At 63.5% G+C, this 16,878-nt stretch carries 13 protein-coding genes; 11 read left to right on the top strand and 2 right to left on the bottom strand.

The genetic code is table 11. The features are described from left to right. The first annotated feature begins 12 nt into the window (after nucleotides 1-12). The 8 genes from ABIE20_RS04275 to pdxJ all read left to right on the top strand — a co-directional run bounded on the left by ABIE20_RS04275 (nucleotide 13) and on the right by pdxJ (nucleotide 8,796). Entirely contained in the window at nucleotides 13-978 is a 966-nt protein-coding gene (locus tag ABIE20_RS04275) for a MucB/RseB C-terminal domain-containing protein (protein WP_429503082.1), read from the top strand. Nucleotides 979-1,149: 171 nt separating this feature from the next. Continuing rightward, nucleotides 1,150-2,580, top strand: coding sequence for a DegQ family serine endoprotease (locus tag ABIE20_RS04270; protein ID WP_429503080.1), 1,431 nt, complete (start codon nucleotides 1,150-1,152; stop codon nucleotides 2,578-2,580). 193 nt (nucleotides 2,581-2,773) lie between these two features. Further along, on the top strand, nucleotides 2,774-4,573 hold the full coding sequence (gene lepA, locus ABIE20_RS04265) for a translation elongation factor 4 (protein WP_026001187.1): 1,800 nt from the start codon (nucleotides 2,774-2,776) through the stop codon (nucleotides 4,571-4,573). A 5-nt stretch (nucleotides 4,574-4,578) separates the two neighbouring features. Continuing rightward, entirely contained in the window at nucleotides 4,579-5,433 is an 855-nt protein-coding gene (lepB, locus tag ABIE20_RS04260) for a signal peptidase I (protein ID WP_429503077.1), read from the top strand. Between the two features lie 248 nt (nucleotides 5,434-5,681). After that, complete coding sequence (rnc, locus tag ABIE20_RS04255) at nucleotides 5,682-6,371, top strand: ribonuclease III (protein ID WP_010220977.1); 690 nt, start codon at nucleotides 5,682-5,684, stop codon at nucleotides 6,369-6,371. Next, nucleotides 6,364-7,266, top strand: a complete 903-nt coding sequence (gene era / locus ABIE20_RS04250) for a GTPase Era (RefSeq protein ID WP_115085573.1) — start codon at nucleotides 6,364-6,366, stop codon at nucleotides 7,264-7,266. Before rnc ends, era begins: the two co-directional genes overlap by 8 nt. A gap of 57 nt (nucleotides 7,267-7,323) precedes the next feature. Then, a complete protein-coding gene (gene recO, locus ABIE20_RS04245) occupies nucleotides 7,324-8,007 on the top strand; it encodes a DNA repair protein RecO (RefSeq protein ID WP_429503074.1) in 684 nt (227 codons plus the stop codon). A gap of 63 nt (nucleotides 8,008-8,070) precedes the next feature. Then, nucleotides 8,071-8,796: a pyridoxine 5'-phosphate synthase gene (pdxJ, locus tag ABIE20_RS04240; RefSeq protein ID WP_429503674.1), complete on the top strand. Its 726-nt coding sequence runs from the start codon at nucleotides 8,071-8,073 to the stop codon at nucleotides 8,794-8,796. Between the two features lie 81 nt (nucleotides 8,797-8,877). Here pdxJ and ABIE20_RS04235 read toward each other — a convergent pair whose 3' ends face one another. Both ABIE20_RS04235 and ABIE20_RS04230 read right to left on the bottom strand, forming a co-directional pair. Then, nucleotides 8,878-10,269 (bottom strand): heavy metal sensor histidine kinase, encoded by a 1,392-nt coding sequence (locus ABIE20_RS04235; protein ID WP_429503072.1) that lies wholly within the window; start codon nucleotides 10,267-10,269, stop codon nucleotides 8,878-8,880. After that, nucleotides 10,266-10,940: a heavy metal response regulator transcription factor gene (locus ABIE20_RS04230; protein WP_429503070.1), complete on the bottom strand. Its 675-nt coding sequence runs from the start codon at nucleotides 10,938-10,940 to the stop codon at nucleotides 10,266-10,268. The genes ABIE20_RS04235 and ABIE20_RS04230 overlap by 4 nt, the downstream gene beginning before the upstream one ends. Nucleotides 10,941-11,144: 204 nt before the next feature. Here ABIE20_RS04230 and ABIE20_RS04225 point away from each other — a divergent pair, with 204 nt between their 5' ends. Genes ABIE20_RS04225 through ABIE20_RS04215 form a run of 3 tightly spaced genes read left to right on the top strand, consistent with a single transcriptional unit; the run spans nucleotide 11,145 to nucleotide 16,828 of the window. Beyond that, nucleotides 11,145-12,398 (top strand): TolC family protein, encoded by a 1,254-nt coding sequence (locus ABIE20_RS04225; RefSeq protein WP_429503068.1) that lies wholly within the window; start codon nucleotides 11,145-11,147, stop codon nucleotides 12,396-12,398. A 37-nt stretch (nucleotides 12,399-12,435) separates the two neighbouring features. After that, the gene (locus tag ABIE20_RS04220) at nucleotides 12,436-13,650 is read left to right on the top strand and encodes an efflux RND transporter periplasmic adaptor subunit (protein WP_429503066.1); all 1,215 of its coding nucleotides are present in this window, start codon (nucleotides 12,436-12,438) and stop codon (nucleotides 13,648-13,650) included. A 13-nt stretch (nucleotides 13,651-13,663) separates the two neighbouring features. After that, on the top strand, nucleotides 13,664-16,828 hold the full coding sequence (locus tag ABIE20_RS04215) for a CusA/CzcA family heavy metal efflux RND transporter (protein ID WP_429503064.1): 3,165 nt from the start codon (nucleotides 13,664-13,666) through the stop codon (nucleotides 16,826-16,828). Nucleotides 16,829-16,878 lie beyond the last annotated feature (50 nt).

The raw sequence follows: 16,878 nt of genomic DNA, 5'->3' as shown, positions 1-16,878 counted from the left end.
GTAAGGAGGATCATGCGCGCGCTACCTCTCATACCGCTGCTGCTGGGTGGCTGGTTGACGCTGCCGGCCCTTGCCGCCAACTCCTCTGCGCAGGCAGGTGACTGGCTCAAGCGTCTGGCCCAGGCCGAGCAACAGCAGAGTTATCAGGGTACTTTCGTTTACGAGCGTAACGGTAGCTTCTCCACCCACGACATCTGGCATCGTGTCCAGAACGGCAAAGTCAGCGAGCGGCTGTTGCAGCTCGATGGCTCGGCCCAGGAAGTCGTGCGTGTCGACGGGCAAACCCAGTGCGTAAGCGGGGCTCTGGTACCGGGAGTGGCCAACACTCCGGAATCTGCGGCGCGAGTGCTTGATCCTCTGAAACTGATGAGCTGGTACGACCTCGGGGTCGCCGGCAAATCCAGGGTGGCGGACCGTGAAGCGGTGATCGTCACCCTTACCCCGCGTGATCAACACCGTTATGCCTTCGAGCTGCACCTGGATAAAGACACCGGGCTGCCGCTCAAGTCGTTGATGCTCGACGACGGCGGGCGTTTGCTCGAGCGCTTCCAGTTCACTCGCCTGGATACCGCCGACGCGCCAAGTGATGAAGAGCTCAAGGCCAGTGGCATTTGCAAGCCGGTCGCCCAGCTGACCGCGCAGGCTACACAACCTGTCACGGGCTGGCGTTCGGACTGGTTGCCGCCTGGTTTCGAGCTGATCACAAGTTCCGTGCGCAAGGATCCGCAAAGCAAGAATGCCGTCAGCAGCCTGATGTACGACGACGGCCTGGCACGCTTTTCGGTGTTTGTCGAAGCCCTCGACAAAGGCACCGCCGCCGATATCCGCACGCAGCTGGGCCCGACTGTCGCCGTCTCGCGGCGCCTGACCACGCCCCAGGGCGAAATGATGGTGACGGTGGTCGGCGAGATCCCCATCGGTACCGCCGAACGCATTGCGCTGTCGATGCGCGCCCAGGGTGCCCAGGCTAAAAAATGAGGCGCAGGCAATGAGGCTGACAGGTCGAGGATTGCTTGGCTGACATGATTGGCAAGCTTTGCAGTTTGCAAAAACTCCAGAATTTTTCTATAGGTCAGTCCTTTCGGGGGCTGGCCTTTCCTGCTTCTGCAGGTCCCTACTGCTAACCACGCTCGTTGTGACGGGAGCCGTATGTCAATACCACGCTTGAAAACCTACCTATCGATGGTCGCTGCCGTGTTCATGCTCGGTCAGGCGCTCACCGCCCAGGCCGAAGCCCTGCCGGACTTCACTACCCTGGTCGAGCAGGCTTCGCCTGCGGTGGTGAATATCAGTACCAAGCAGAAACTGCCGGATCGCAAGTACGCTACCGGTCAGGTGCCTGATCTTGAAGGCCTGCCGCCGATGTTCCGCGAATTCTTTGAACGCAACATGCCGCAGACCCCGCGCTCGCCGCGCGGTGACCGCCAGCGTGAAGCGCAATCGCTGGGTTCGGGCTTCATCATCTCCAGCGACGGCTATGTGCTGACCAACAACCACGTGGTCGCCGACGCCGACGAGATCATCGTCCGCCTGTCGGACCGCAGCGAGCTGCAGGCCAAGCTGGTCGGCACCGACCCGCGCACCGACGTGGCACTGCTCAAGGTCGAAGGCAAGGACCTGCCGACCGTCAAGCTGGGTGATTCCGAGAAGCTCAAGGTCGGTGAGTGGGTGCTGGCCATCGGTTCGCCGTTCGGCTTCGACCATTCGGTAACCAAGGGCATCGTCAGTGCCAAAGGTCGTACCCTGCCCAACGACACCTATGTGCCGTTCATCCAGACCGACGTCGCCATCAACCCGGGTAACTCCGGTGGCCCGCTGTTCAACATGAACGGCGAAGTGGTGGGCATCAACTCGCAGATCTTTACCCGTTCCGGTGGCTTCATGGGCCTGTCGTTCGCTATTCCGATCGATGTGGCGCTGGATGTGTCCAACCAGCTGAAGAAAGACGGCAAGGTCAGCCGCGGCTGGCTGGGCGTGGTGATTCAGGAGGTCAACAAGGACCTGGCGGAATCCTTCGGTCTCGACAAGCCGGCCGGTGCCCTGGTCGCCCAGGTCCTGGAGGACGGCCCGGCCGCCAAGGGTGGCCTGCAGGTGGGTGACGTGATCCTGAGCATGAACGGTCAGCCGATCGTCATGTCCGCCGACCTGCCGCACCTGGTCGGTGGCCTCAAGGATGGCGCCAAGGCCAAGCTGGACATCATTCGCAACGGCAAGCGCCAGTCGCTGGACATCACCATCGGCGCCCTGCCGGATGAAGATGCCGACATCACCACCAACGCCAACGGCGGCGTCGAGCGCAGCAGCAACCGCCTGGGTGTCTCGGTGTCCGACCTGACCGCCGAGCAGAAGAAAACCCTCGAGCTCAAGGGCGGCGTGGTGATCAAGGAAGTCCAGGACGGCCCGGCTGCGCTGATCGGCCTGCGTCCAGGCGACGTCATCAGTCACCTGAACAACCAGGCGATCCTCTCGGCCAAGCAGTTCACCGAAATCGCCAAGGAGCTGCCGAAGAACCGTTCGGTGTCCATGCGCGTCCTGCGTCAGGGCCGCGCCAGCTTCATTACCTTCAAACTGGCTGAATAAGTCGGGTTGAGCAAAAAAGGGCGGCCTCGGCTGCCCTTTTTTCTGGGCGCTGCCAGAGGTTTCCCAGGGCAAGTAAACATTTCCCACAATCGCGGTGCCCACAGTTCACGTGACGCCAACGTCAAGCTTCAGGTACAATTCCCGGCTATTTTTCGGTGGGCGTCCGGCCCGCAGCCTTTTTGAGTGTTGACCCGTGAGTGATTTGAGTCATATCCGCAATTTCTCCATCATCGCCCACATTGACCATGGCAAGTCGACCCTGGCCGACCGCTTCATTCAGATGTGCGGTGGCCTGACTGCGCGTGAAATGGAAGCCCAGGTACTCGATTCCATGGACCTGGAGCGTGAACGCGGTATCACCATCAAAGCCCACAGCGTCACCCTGCATTACAAGGCGCAGGACGGCAAAACCTACCAGCTGAACTTCATCGACACCCCCGGCCACGTTGACTTCACCTACGAAGTCAGCCGCTCGCTGGCGGCCTGTGAAGGTGCCTTGCTGGTGGTCGATGCCGGCCAGGGTGTAGAAGCCCAGTCGGTCGCCAACTGCTACACCGCCATCGAGCAGGGCCTCGAGGTCATGCCGGTGCTGAACAAGATGGACCTGCCCCAGGCCGACCCGGACAAGGTCAAGGACGAGATCGAGAAGATCATCGGTATCGACGCCACCGACGCCGTGGCCTGCAGCGCCAAGAGCGGCATGGGCGTGGACGAGGTGCTCGAGCGCCTGGTCCACACCATTCCGGCCCCTACCGGTGACATTGAGGCGCCGCTGCAGGCGCTGATCATCGACTCCTGGTTCGACAACTACCTGGGCGTCGTTTCCCTGGTGCGTGTCCGTCACGGCCGGGTGAAGAAGGGCGACAAGATCCTGGTCAAGTCCACCGGCAAGATCCACCTGGTCGACAGCGTCGGTGTGTTCACCCCCAAGCACACCCAGACCGCAGATCTCAAAGCCGGCGAAGTAGGCTTCATCATTGCCAGCATCAAGGACATTCACGGTGCGCCAGTCGGTGACACCCTGACCCTGAGCACGACCCCCGAGGTCGAGGTGCTGCCAGGTTTCAAACGTATCCAGCCGCAAGTTTATGCCGGCCTGTTCCCTGTCAGTTCCGATGATTTCGAAGATTTTCGTGATGCATTGCAGAAATTGACCCTGAACGATTCGTCGCTTCAGTACCTGCCGGAAAGCTCCGACGCCCTGGGCTTCGGCTTCCGTTGCGGCTTCCTCGGCATGCTGCACATGGAGATCATCCAGGAGCGCCTGGAGCGCGAATACGACCTGGACCTGATCACCACCGCGCCAAGCGTAATCTTCGAGGTCAAGCTCAAGACCGGCGAAACCATCTACGTCGACAACCCGTCGAAGCTGCCGGATGTCTCCTCGGTCGAAGATTTCCGTGAGCCGATCGTTTCGGCCACCATCCTCGTGCCTCAGGAGCACCTGGGTAACGTCATTACCCTGTGCATCGAGAAGCGTGGCGTACAGCGCGACATGCAGTTCCTCGGCTCGCAAGTGCAAGTACGCTACGATCTGCCGATGAACGAAGTGGTACTGGACTTCTTCGACCGCCTGAAGTCCACCAGCCGCGGCTACGCTTCGCTGGACTACCATTTCGACCGCTACCAGTCGGCTAACCTGGTCAAGCTTGACGTACTGATCAACGGCGACAAGGTCGACGCCCTGGCGCTGATCGTGCACCGCGACAATGCGCACTACAAGGGCCGCGCATTGACCGAGAAGATGAAGGAACTGATTCCTCGGCAGATGTTCGATGTGGCAATCCAGGCCGCCATTGGCGGGCAGATTGTTGCGCGTACGACTGTCAAGGCGCTCAGAAAGAACGTACTGGCCAAATGCTACGGTGGTGACGTTAGCCGTAAGCGCAAGCTGTTGGAGAAGCAGAAGGCCGGTAAGAAACGCATGAAACAGGTCGGCAACGTGGAAATCCCACAAGAAGCCTTCCTCGCCGTGCTCAGGTTGGATAGTTAGGTCCTATGTCGCTAAATTTCCCGCTGTTGCTTGTCATCGCCGTTGCCGTCTGCGGTCTGTTGGCCCTGGTCGATCTGCTGTTCCTGGCTCCGCGCCGGCGTTCGGCAATCGCCAACTATCAGGGCAGCGTCAGCCAGCCAGAAATGGCAGTGGTCGAGCGCCTGAACAAGGAACCGTTGCTGGTCGAGTACGGTAAATCGTTCTTCCCGGTGCTGTTCATTGTCCTGGTGTTGCGCTCCTTCCTGGTCGAGCCGTTCCAGATCCCTTCGGGGTCGATGAAGCCGACCCTGGAAGTGGGCGACTTCATCCTGGTGAACAAGTTCTCCTACGGGATTCGCCTGCCGGTGCTCGACAAGAAGGTCATCGAGGTGGGTGATCCGCAGCGTGGCGATGTCATGGTGTTCCGCTACCCGAGCGACCCGAACGTCAACTACATCAAGCGTGTAGTGGGCCTGCCGGGCGATCAGATTCGCTACACCAGCGACAAGAAGCTGTTCGTCAACGGTCAGGCGATTGCCGAACAGCTGGTCGGCACTGAGCCGGGTACCCTGGGCAGCGCCGAGCTGTACAAGGAAAAACTCGGTGAAGCCGAGCACCTGATCCGCAAGGAAATGAGCCGCTACCGCATGCCGCCTGACCAGCAATGGACAGTCCCGGCCGGTCATTACTTCATGATGGGCGACAACCGCGACAACTCCAACGACAGCCGTTACTGGGATGACCCCAACATTCCCAAGGAGCTGCACGGCATGGTTCCGGACCAGAACATCGTCGGCAAAGCCTTCGCGGTCTGGATGAGCTGGCCAGAGCCTAAACTGAGCCACTTCCCGAACCTGTCGCGAGTCGGCTTGATCAAGTAACACTACAACGGCGCTGTCCTGGGACAGCGCCGAATGCGTTTCTGGCATAGGCTGTGTTCAGGGAACCCTGGATTCAACCGATCACCCCGGCCAGCGAGCATGAGCCAAACAGTCTTTCAGGATGTTGATTTGAACAATGCGTTAAATCCGACGGTAGCCCCGATGGCGGCGTACCGAGTTGCAAAGTGTGAGCCTCACGCCCAGGCGTGCGGGCTGAATTTCGGCCACGAACTGCGCGTGGGTACACTGTGAGCGTTTCCTTGAGCCGCCTCGAGCGTCAGCTCGGCTACACCTTCAAGAACCAGGAGCTGATGCTCCTGGCCCTGACGCACCGCAGTTTTGCCGGGCGCAACAACGAACGCCTCGAGTTCCTCGGCGATGCGATCCTCAACTTCGTCGCCGGTGAAGCGCTGTTCGAGCGCTTCCCCCAGGCCCGCGAAGGCCAGTTGTCGCGCTTGCGCGCACGCCTGGTCAAGGGCGAGACCCTGGCGGTACTGGCCCGGGGCTTTGACCTGGGCGAATACCTGCGCCTGGGTTCGGGCGAGCTGAAAAGCGGTGGTTTCCGCCGCGAGTCGATCCTGGCCGATGCCCTGGAGGCGCTGATTGGCGCCATCTACCTGGATTCGGACATGCAGACCGCCCGCGAGCGGGTGCTGGCATGGCTGGCAGGCGAGTTCGAAAGCCTGACCCTGGTCGATACCAACAAGGACCCGAAAACCCGTCTGCAGGAATTCCTGCAGTCGCGGGCCTGCGAACTGCCGCGTTACGAAGTGGTGGATATTCAAGGTGAACCCCATTGCCGGACGTTTTTCGTCGAATGCGAAGTGACCCTTTTGACTGAAAAAAGCCGAGGGCAAGGCGTCAGCCGGCGTATCGCCGAGCAAGTCGCGGCCGCCGCAGCACTGATCGCCCTGGGCGTGGAGAATGGCAATGACTGATACCAACACTACCCGCTGCGGCTATGTCGCCATTGTCGGCCGCCCTAACGTCGGCAAGTCGACCCTGCTCAACCACATCCTCGGGCAAAAGCTCGCGATCACCTCGCGCAAGCCACAGACCACTCGCCACAACATGCTCGGGATCAAGACCGAGGGTGATGTCCAGGCGATCTACGTCGATACCCCGGGCATGCACAAGAGCAACGAGAAAGCGCTCAACCGCTACATGAACAAGACCGCCTCGGCCGCCCTCAAGGACGTCGACGTGGTGATCTTCGTGGTTGACCGCACCAAGTGGACCGACGAAGACCAACTGGTGCTCGAGCGCGTGCAGTACGTGCAGGGCCCGGTAATCCTGGCGATCAACAAGACCGACCGGATTGAAGAGAAGGCCGACCTGATCCCACACCTGCAGTGGCTGCAGGAGCAACTGCCGAACGCTGAAATCGTGCCGATCTCGGCCCAGCAGGGGCACAACCTCGAGGCCCTCGAAGGCCTGATCGCCAAGCACCTGCCGGAAAATGATCACTTCTTCCCGGAAGACCAGATCACCGACCGCAGCAGCCGCTTCCTGGCCGCAGAACTGGTGCGCGAGAAGATCATGCGCCAGCTCGGCGCCGAGCTGCCGTACCAGATCACCGTCGAGATCGAAGAGTTCAAGCAGCAGGGCAAGATCCTGCACATCCATGCGCTGATCCTGGTCGAACGTGACGGCCAGAAGAAGATCATCATTGGCGACAAGGGCGAGCGGATCAAACGCATCGGCTCCGAAGCGCGCAAGGACATGGAAGTGCTGTTCGACGCCAAGGTCATGCTCAACCTCTGGGTCAAGGTCAAGGGTGGCTGGTCCGACGACGAACGCGCCCTGCGTTCGCTGGGCTACGGCGACCTCTGATTGCCCCAGGCCCGGTAGCGTCCGCTGCCGGGTCGAACCTTTTCTGAAGCGCCGCTTATGGAACTGCCAGTTGGCCAACCGGCCTACGTGCTGCACAGCCGGGCCTACCGTGAAACCAGTGCGCTGGTGGATTTCCTCACCCCGCAAGGGCGCCTGCGCGCGGTCATGCGCCGTGCCCGTGGCAAAGGCGGCAGTCAGGTGCGGCCGTTCGTCCCGCTTGAAGTCGAGTTTCGCGGCCGCGGTGAGCTGAAGAACGTCGGCCGTCTGGATAGCGTCGGTGTCGCCGCCTGGCTGCATGGCGATGCGCTGTTCAGCGGGTTGTACCTCAACGAGTTGCTGATCCGCCTGCTGCCGGCTGAAGACCCGCATCCGGTGGTATTCGAGCACTACGCGGCAACTTTGCAGGCCCTGGCCGCCGGTCGTCCGCTGGAGCCGCTGCTAAGGGCGTTCGAGTGGCGTCTGCTGGACGAGCTGGGGTACGCCTTTGCCCTTGATCAGGACGTCAACGGCGATCCACTGGCCACCGATGGCCTGTACCGCTTGCAGGTCGATGCCGGGCTTGAGCGCGTCTACCTGCTGCAGCCGGGGCTGTTCAACGGTGCCGAGCTGTTGGCCATGGCGGAAGCCGCCTGGGAAATCCCCGGTGCCTTGGGCGCCGCCAAGCGCCTGATGCGCCAGGCCCTGGCCGTGCACCTGGGCGGTCGGCCACTGGTCAGTCGCGAACTGTTTCGCAAGCGCTGAACAACGTCGTATGCTGTGGGGCTCAATCTTCAGGAGAGCCTCTTCGTGACTCAAAGCAACCGCATGCTGCTCGGCGTGAACATCGACCACGTGGCGACCCTGCGCCAGGCGCGTGGCACCCGCTACCCGGACCCGGTCAAAGCCGCGCTGGACGCCGAAGAGGCCGGTGCCGATGGCATTACCGTGCACCTGCGCGAAGACCGCCGGCACATCCAGGAGCGTGACGTGCTGCTGCTCAAGGACGTGCTGCAGACGCGCATGAACTTCGAAATGGGCGTCACCGAAGAAATGATGGCCTTTGCCGAGCGCATTCGCCCGGCGCACATCTGCCTGGTTCCGGAAACCCGTCAGGAACTGACCACCGAAGGTGGCCTGGACGTCGCCGGCCAGGAAGCACGGATCAAGGCTGCGGTTGAGCGCCTGTCGCGTCTGGGCGCGGAAGTGTCCTTGTTCATCGATGCTGACGAGCGCCAGATCGAAGCCTCGCGCCGCGTCGGTGCACCGGCCATCGAGCTGCACACCGGCCGCTATGCCGATACGCAAACCCCGAGCGAAGTGGCTGAAGAACTCAAGCGCGTGGCCGATGGCGTAGCCTTTGGCCTCGGCCAGGGCCTGATCGTCAATGCCGGTCACGGCCTGCATTACCACAACGTTGAAGCGGTGGCGGCGATCAAGGGCATCAACGAGCTGAACATCGGCCATGCGCTGGTGGCCCATGCGCTGTTCGTCGGCTTCAAGTCGGCGGTGGCGGAGATGAAGGCGCTGATTCTGGCAGCCAGCCGGCACTGAGATTGTCCGGGGCTGCTTTGCAGCCCATCGCCGGCGAGGCCGGCTCCCACAAAATGTGCATCCCTGTAGGAGCCGGCCCGATCAGCCAACCTGATCGGCAAACACCAGGCTAAACCGCGTCACCCCCTGCAGCTCGCTCTGCACCTCAACCCGCCCGCCATGCACCTGCATGATCGAGCGCACGATTGCCAGCCCCAGCCCGGTACCGCCTTCCAGGCGCGAGCGCCCCGAGCCCACGCGGTAAAAGCGCTCGAACAGGTGCGGCAAATGCATCGCGGCAATACCGGGACCGCGATTTTCCACTGATATCCACACCGAGCCTTCCCGGCGCTCAATCGCGATGTTGATCGGCTGCCCTTCATAGCCATGGCGGATGGCATTGCTGAGCAAGTTCGACAGCGCCCGCTGGATCATCAAGCGATCCCCCAAGACCGTGCCCCAGCCCTGCACACGCAAAACGATGCTTTTTTGCTCGGCGTTGCATTCAAACAGCTCGCACACCCGCTGCACTTCGTCGGCCAGCACCACCGGCTTGAGCGGCACCTGCACCTGCGGCTGGCTGACCTGGGCGAGGAACAGCATGTCGTTGATGATGCGGTTCAGCCGGGTCAGCTCTTCGATGCTGTTTTCCAGCGCCTCACGGTACTCGTCGTTGGAGCGCTCGCGGGTCAGGGTGACCTGCGCCTTGCCCATCAGGTTGCCGATGGGCGTGCGCAGTTCATGGGCAAGGTCGTCGGAAAACTGCGACAGCCGCTGCACGCCGTCGTCCAGGCGGTCGAGCATGATGTTAATACCACCGGCCAGATCGCCCAGCTCTTGCGGTAGGCCGGCTTCCGGCAGGCGGTGGCTGAGGGTTTGCGCCGACACCTGTTCGGCCACCCGGCGAAAGCGGCGCAAGGGCAGCAACCCGCGCTGGACCAGCTTCCAGGCGCCCAGGCCGATCAGCACCAGCAGCAGCGGCAAGGCCCAGAGGGTCGATCCCAGGTAGGCCTGGAGCAGGGCATGGTCATCGGCGCGGTTGACCGTCAGCAGCACCCGCACCAGGGTGCCATCCTGCAAGCGCATCAGCCGCGAGGCAGTGAGCAGGTGCTCGCCGTCCTGGTCGCGCCACGGGTTGAAGCTCAACTGCGGGCCGCTTTCGATTTGCAGCAAGGCGTTGGCTTCAAGAGCCGGGCCCAGGGTCAGCAAGGCCGAGTGGCGGCCGGTCAGGGCAATGACGCTCAGGCTCAGGTTGTCGTGGCCCATGACCACATCCAGCAGCGGATGCACCGGCGCGCCGAGGTCAGCGGCTTTCAGGTCAATGGTCAGGCTGTGTTCGATCTGTGCCATCTTGTTGGCCAGGTGCTTGCGCGCGCGGCTGTCCAGTTCATGGTCGAGGGCAAATACCGCCAGGCAGGCGAGCAGCAGCACCAGCGCCGCGCCCATCAGGCTGACGCTCAGGCCCAGGCGCAGGGACAGGCGCGCAGGTTTCATTCGCGAGCCTCCAGTACATAGCCGACGCCGCGCAGGGTGTGGATCAGTTTGTTGTCGAAGGGGTCGTCGATCTTCGCCCGCAGGCGGCGGATCGACACTTCCACCACGTTGGTGTCGCAGTCGAAGTTCATGTCCCAGACCAGCGAAATGATCTGCGTGCGCGACAGCACCTCACCACTCTGGCGCATCAGCAGGTGCAGCAGGGCGAACTCCTTGGCGGTCAGGTCGATGCGCTGGCCGCTGCGGTAGGCGCGGTGGCGGCTGGGGTCCAGCTCCAGGTCGGCGACCTTGAGGGTATTCGGTTGCAGGGCCTGGTCGTTGCGCCGCAACAGGCTGCGGATGCGCGCCAGCAGTTCGGGGAACTCGAAGGGCTTGAGCAGGTAATCGTCGGCGCCCAGGTCCAGGCCCTTGACCCGATCGGCCAGGCGGCCGTGGGCGGTGAGCATCATGATCCGCGTGCTGGACTCGGCGCGCAGGCGCTGCAGCACGGTCCAGCCATCGAGCTCGGGCAGGTTGACGTCGAGAATGACCAGGTCATAGGGCTGCTGCCGAGCCAGGTGCAGGCCGTCGGCGCCGGTGTGGGCGCAATCGACAATGTAGCCGTTTTCGCGCAGGCCCTGTTGCAGGTATTCGGCGGTGCGCAGTTCGTCCTCGACAATCAGTAGACGCATGGGATGACCCGTTGGCAGTGAAAGGCGCTGATTCTCAACCCTATAGTAACTGTAAGGTCAAGCGCTGGAGTGCATTGAGCGGCGGATACTAAGCCATCCGCGCCTGCGGTTTGCCTGGATTACAGATTTGTAATACTTGAGTCATCCTGGCGATAAACCCCGATTACTAGAGTGCGGGCTCCGATCACGGCGCAGGAGTCCGCCATGTTTTGCACCCTGGACCGGCCAGGCACAGGCCCTGGCCGACTATTGCTGGCCATGCTGTTGCTGGCCTTGCCGTCGCTGGCCCTGGCGCAGGAGCCCGTATTAACGCTGGAATCGGCGCTGCAGACCGCCCGCGACAACAACCCCGAGCTGGCTGCGGCGCGTTGGGGCATCGACATTGCCGAAGGCGAGCGGCGCCAGGCCGGGGTGCTGCCCAACCCGGAACTGACCTGGGAAGTGGAAGACACCCGCAAGGGCTCGCAGACCACCACTGTCGGCGTCAGCCAGCTGTTCGAGCTGGGCGGCAAACGAGGGGCGCGCCTGGACGTTGCCGGCCGCGATGCCGAGCTGGCGGCACTGGAACTGGAGCGCCAGCGCAATGTATTGCGGGCCGAGGTCATCGCTGCTTTCCAGGCCGCTGCACAGGCCCAGGAAGGCTTGCAACTGGCCGAGCAATCGCTGCGCCTGAGCGAGCGTGCGCTGCAAGTGGTGCAAGGCCGGGTCAGGGCCGGCAGCGCCTCGCCGGTCGAGGCCACCCGCGCCCAGGTGCAACTGTCCGAGGTGCGCCTGGAGCAGGGCCGCGCCGAGCAGGCGCTGACCATTGCCTACCAGCAACTGGCCGCCGTCACCGGCGCCGCCAGGGTGCAGTTCAGCCGCGTTGACGGCGGCCTGCAGGCGAACAACGACATCCCCAGCCGCACACTGCTGCTCGATCGCCTGGAGCAGACTGCCGACCTGCGTCTGGCCCGCCTGCAGATCGACCAGCGCGAAGCGGCCCTGGGCCTGGCCCGTAGCCAGCGTATTCCCGACCTGACCGTCAGCGTCGGCAGCCAGTACAGCGAAACCGACCGCGAGCGCATCAATGTGGTCGGACTGTCCGTGCCCATTCCCTTGTTCGACCGCAACCAGGGCAATGTGCTGGCCGCCGCCCGGCGCGCCGACCAGGCCCGTGACCAGCGCAATGGCGCCGAATTGCGCCTGCGCAGCGAAGTGGTCCAGGCCCTGGCCCAGTGGAGCACGGCGGCCAGCGAGGTGCAGACCTTCGACCGTTCGATCCTGCCTTCGGCGCAGCAGGCGCTGGATGCCGCCACCCGTGGCTTCGAGCGCGGCAAGTTCGCCTTCCTTGATGTACTCGACGCCCAACGCACCCTAGTGGCGGCTCGCCTGCAATACCTGCAGGCCCAGGCCCAGGGCAGCGAGGCACGGGTGCGCCTGGAACGGATCTTTGGCGACCTGAGCCTCGCCAGTCGCTGATCGCGACCATCACCCGACACTTTGCTGAGGAACCTGCATGAACAACAAGTCCATCACGCTGTTGGTCGCGGCCCTGCTGCTCGGCCTGGGCCTGGGCGTGCTGCTGGCGCGCCAGGGCGGCCCGGTTGCCGCCGCCCCGGCCTCCGCTCACGCCCATGCCGAAGGCGATCATGAGGAAGAAGAACATGGCGAAGCGGAAAAAGCCGAAGAAGGTCATGAAGAGGAGGGCGTGCTGACCCTCAGCCAGGAACAGATCGATCTCGCCGGTATCGAGCTGGCCGCCGTCGGCCCGCGTCAACTGCAGCGCAGCCTGGCGCTGCCCGGCGAGATCCGTTTCGACGAAGACCGCACCGCGCACCTGGTGCCGCGCGCGGCCGGGGTGGTCGAGTCGGTCGCCGTGGTGCTCGGCCAGCAGGTCAAGGCTGGCGACCTGCTGGCGGTGATCGCCAGCCCGCAGATCTCCGAGCAGCGCAGTGAACTGGCGGCCAGCCAGCGCCGCCTGGAACTGGCGCGCAGCAGCTACCAGCGCGAGAAGGACCTGTGGCAGGAGGGTATCTCCGCCGAGCAGGACTACCAGCAGGCCCGCCAGGCTCTGCAGGAGGCGGAAATCGCCCAGGCCAATGCCCGGCAAAAGATCAGCGCCCTCAGCGGCAGTGTGGTGCTGGCCGGCGGCAACCGATACGAGCTGCGCGCGCCGTTTGCCGGGCAAATCGTCGAGAAGCACCTGGTGCCGGGCGAGGTGGTCAACGAAACCAGCGCCGCCTTCACCCTTTCGGACCTGTCGCGGGTCTGGGCGACCTTCGGCGTGGCGCCCCGTGACCTGCCCAAGGTGCGCGCCGGCATGCCGGTGACCATCGTTGCCAGCGAGCTGGGCCAGCAGGTAAGTGGCACGGTTACCCATGTCGGCAGCTTGCTCGGCGAACAGACCCGCACCGCTGCGGTGCGCGTCACCCTCGACAACCCGCAAGGCGCCTGGCGCCCCGGTCTGTTCGTTGCCGTGCAGGTGCCCACCGAGCAGTACGCCGCAGCCCTGAGCGTCCCGGACCAGGCCCTGCAGACCCTGGAAGAAAAGCCCACGGTGTTTGTGCGCACCGCCGAAGGCTTCATCGCTCAGGCGGTTGAGCCGGGCGCCAGTGCCAACGGCTTCGTCGAGATCCGCAAGGGCCTGCAGGCCGGCCAGCAAGTGGCGGCGCAGGGCAGCTTCATCCTCAAGTCGGAGCTGGGCAAGGCCAGCGCCGAACACGCCCACTGACCGGGAACCTCACATGTTCGAACGCCTCATACAATTTGCCATCGAGCAGCGCCTGATGGTGCTGCTGGCGGTGCTGCTGATGGCTGGGCTGGGGGTTGCCAGCTATCAGAAGCTGCCGATCGACGCCGTGCCGGACATCACCAACGTCCAGGTCCAGATCAACACCCAGGCCGCGGGCTTTTCGCCGCTGGAAACCGAGCAGCGCATTACCTTCGCCATCGAGACCGCCATGGCCGGCCTGCCGGGGCTGGAACAGACCCGTTCGCTGTCGCGTTCGGGGCTGTCGCAGGTGACGGTGATCTTCGAAGAGGGCACCGACCTGTTCTTCGCCCGGCAACTGGTCAACGAGCGCCTGCAGCAGGCGCGTGAACAATTGCCAGAGGGCGTTGAAGCGGCCATGGGGCCGATCTCGACCGGCCTTGGCGAGATCTTCCTGTGGACCGTCGAAGCCGCTGACGATGCGCGCAAGGCCGATGGCAGCCCGTACACGCCGACCGACCTGCGCGAGATCCAGGACTGGATCATCAAGCCGCAACTGCGCAATGTGCGTGGGGTGGCGGAGATCAACACCATCGGTGGTTTCGCCAAGGAATACCAGATTGCTCCGGACCCCAAACGGCTGGCGTCCTACAAGCTGACCCTGGGCGACCTGCTCACCGCCCTTGAACGCAACAACGCCAACGTCGGCGCTGGCTATATCGAGCGCCGCGGCGAGCAACTGCTGATCCGCGCGCCGGGGCAACTGGCCGGCATCGATGACATCGCCAATATCGTCCTGGCCAACGTCGACGGCACGCCGATCCGCGTGCGCAACGTCGCCGAGGTCGGTATCGGCCGCGAGCTGCGCAGCGGCGCGGCGACCGAGAACGGCCGCGAAGTGGTGCTGGGCACGGTGTTCATGCTGATCGGCGAGAACAGCCGCACGGTGTCCCAGGCGGTGGCGCAAAAGCTGGTGGAGATCAACCGCTCGCTGCCGCCAGGGGTGAGCGCGGTCACCGTCTACGACCGCACCAACCTGGTCGACAAGGCCATCGCCACGGTGAAGAAGAACCTCATCGAAGGCGCGATCCTGGTGATCGTCATCCTCTTTCAGTTCCTCGGTAACATCCGCGCGGCGCTGATCACCGCCATGGTCATTCCGCTGTCGATGCTGTTCACCTTCACCGGCATGTTCAGCAACAAGGTCAGTGCCAACCTGATGAGCCTGGGTGCGCTGGACTTCGGCATCATCGTCGATGGCGCGGTGGTGATTGTCGAAAACGCGATCAGGCGCCTGGCTCATGCCCAGCAGCACCATGGCCGCCTGCTGACCCGTTCCGAGCGCCTGCATGAAGTCTTCAATGCCGCCCGCGAAGCGCGCCGGCCGCTGATTTTCGGCCAGTTGATCATCATGGTGGTGTACCTGCCGATCTTTGCCCTGAGCGGCGTCGAGGGCAAGATGTTCCACCCGATGGCCTTCACCGTGGTCATCGCCTTGCTCGGCGCCATGCTGCTGTCGGTGACCTTCGTGCCGGCGGCCATCGCCCTGTTCGTCACCGGCAAGGTCAAGGAAGACGAAAACCTGCTGATGCGCAGCGCCAAGCGTGGCTATGCACCGTTGCTCAAATGGGTCATGAGCCATCGCCCGCTGGCGTTCTCCCTCGCGGCGATTACCGTGTTGCTTTCGGGCGTGCTGGCCAGCCGCATGGGCAGCGAATTCGTGCCGAGCCTGAGCGAGGGCGACTTTGCCCTGCAAGCCCTGCGCGTGCCCGGCACCAGCCTGAGCCAGTCGGTGCAGTTGCAGCAGCGCCTGGAGCAAAGCGTGCTCAGCCAGGTGCCGGAAGTCGAGCGGGTGTTTGCCCGCACTGGTACCGCCGAAATCGCCTCGGACCCGATGCCGCCGAATATTTCCGACAGCTACGTGATGCTCAAGCCACAAGAGCAATGGCCCGATCCGGGCAAGAGCCGCGAGCAACTGATCGCCGATATCCAGCGCGCCAGTGCGCGGGTACCGGGTAGCAACTATGAACTGTCGCAGCCGATCCAGTTGCGCTTCAACGAGCTGATCTCCGGAGTGCGCAGTGATGTTGCGGTGAAGGTGTTTGGCGATGACATGGCCGTGCTCAATAGCACGGCGGCGAAGATCGCCAGTACCTTGCAGGCAGTGCCGGGGGCGTCGGAAGTGAAGGTTGAGCAGACCTCGGGGCTGCCGGTACTGACCATCGACGTCGACCGCGACAAAGCGGCGCGCTATGGCCTTAACGTCGGCGACGTGCAGGACACCATCGCCGTGGCCGTCGGCGGTCGCCAGGCCGGGACGCTGTATGAAGGCGATCGTCGTTTCGACATGGTGGTGCGTTTGTCCGACACCCTGCGCACCGATATCGACGGCCTGTCGCAACTGCTGATACCGGTGCCGGCCAGCAACGGCAGCGGCGGCCAGATCGGCTTTATCACCCTCGGCGATGTCGCCAGCCTTGAGCTGGTGCAGGGCCCCAACCAGGTTAGCCGTGAAGACGGCAAGCGCCTGGTGGTGGTCAGCGCCAACGTGCGCGGCCGGGATATCGGTTCGTTCGTTGACGAGGCGGCGGCGCGCATCGACAGCCAGGTGAGCATCCCGGCCGGTTACTGGACCCGCTGGGGCGGCCAGTTCGAGCAGTTGCAGTCGGCGGCGCAGCGTCTGCAGGTGGTGGTGCCGGTGGCCTTGCTGCTGGTCTTTGGCCTGTTGTTCATGATGTTCAACAACCTCAAGGACGGCCTGCTGGTGTTCACCGGCATTCCATTCGCCCTGACCGGCGGGGTGGTTGCCCTGTGGTTGCGGGATATCCCCCTGTCGATCTCGGCGGGCGTGGGCTTTATTGCGCTGTCTGGGGTCGCGGTGCTCAACGGCCTGGTGATGATTGCCTTTATCCGCGGCCTGCGTGAGCAGGGCCGTTCGCTGCACCAGGCGATCGACGAAGGCGCACTGACGCGTTTGCGCCCGGTGCTGATGACTGCCCTGGTGGCATCCCTGGGCTTTATCCCCATGGCCCTGGCCACCGGCACCGGCGCCGAAGTGCAGCGACCGCTGGCCACTGTGGTGATCGGCGGCATCCTCTCGTCGACGGCGCTGACCCTGCTGGTACTGCCGGCGTTGTATTACTGGGCGCACCGCAAGGATGAAGAGCAGGAGGTCGCATCCGAGGTGACGAAACTGTAATTCGCCGCTCATCTTCGGGTTATTCAGCCCTTGTCAGCATACCCATGGCG

It is taken from the genome of Pseudomonas sp. 2835 (assembly GCF_050435905.1).
Lineage (GTDB): Bacteria > Pseudomonadota > Gammaproteobacteria > Pseudomonadales > Pseudomonadaceae > Aquipseudomonas.
The sequence above is the reverse complement of the archived record's forward strand: the minus strand, read 5'-3'. Positions and strand labels throughout refer to the sequence as shown.

Excerpts from the sequence above, each read along its gene's own strand:
- ABIE20_RS04235 (WP_429503072.1), bottom strand. The coding sequence starts at position 10,269 with ATGAAACCTGCGCGCCTGTCCCTGCGCCTGGGCCTGAGCGTCAGCCTG.
- era (WP_115085573.1), top strand. The coding sequence starts at position 6,364 with ATGACTGATACCAACACTACCCGCTGCGGCTATGTCGCCATTGTCGGC.
- ABIE20_RS04230 (WP_429503070.1), bottom strand. The coding sequence starts at position 10,940 with ATGCGTCTACTGATTGTCGAGGACGAACTGCGCACCGCCGAATACCTG.
- ABIE20_RS04220 (WP_429503066.1), top strand. The coding sequence starts at position 12,436 with ATGAACAACAAGTCCATCACGCTGTTGGTCGCGGCCCTGCTGCTCGGC.
- ABIE20_RS04225 (WP_429503068.1), top strand. The coding sequence starts at position 11,145 with ATGTTTTGCACCCTGGACCGGCCAGGCACAGGCCCTGGCCGACTATTG.
- ABIE20_RS04270 (WP_429503080.1), top strand. The coding sequence starts at position 1,150 with ATGTCAATACCACGCTTGAAAACCTACCTATCGATGGTCGCTGCCGTG.
- recO (WP_429503074.1), top strand. The coding sequence starts at position 7,324 with ATGGAACTGCCAGTTGGCCAACCGGCCTACGTGCTGCACAGCCGGGCC.
- ABIE20_RS04275 (WP_429503082.1), top strand. The coding sequence starts at position 13 with ATGCGCGCGCTACCTCTCATACCGCTGCTGCTGGGTGGCTGGTTGACG.
- pdxJ (WP_429503674.1), top strand. The coding sequence starts at position 8,071 with ATGCTGCTCGGCGTGAACATCGACCACGTGGCGACCCTGCGCCAGGCG.
- ABIE20_RS04215 (WP_429503064.1), top strand. The coding sequence starts at position 13,664 with ATGTTCGAACGCCTCATACAATTTGCCATCGAGCAGCGCCTGATGGTG.
- lepB (WP_429503077.1), top strand. The coding sequence starts at position 4,579 with ATGTCGCTAAATTTCCCGCTGTTGCTTGTCATCGCCGTTGCCGTCTGC.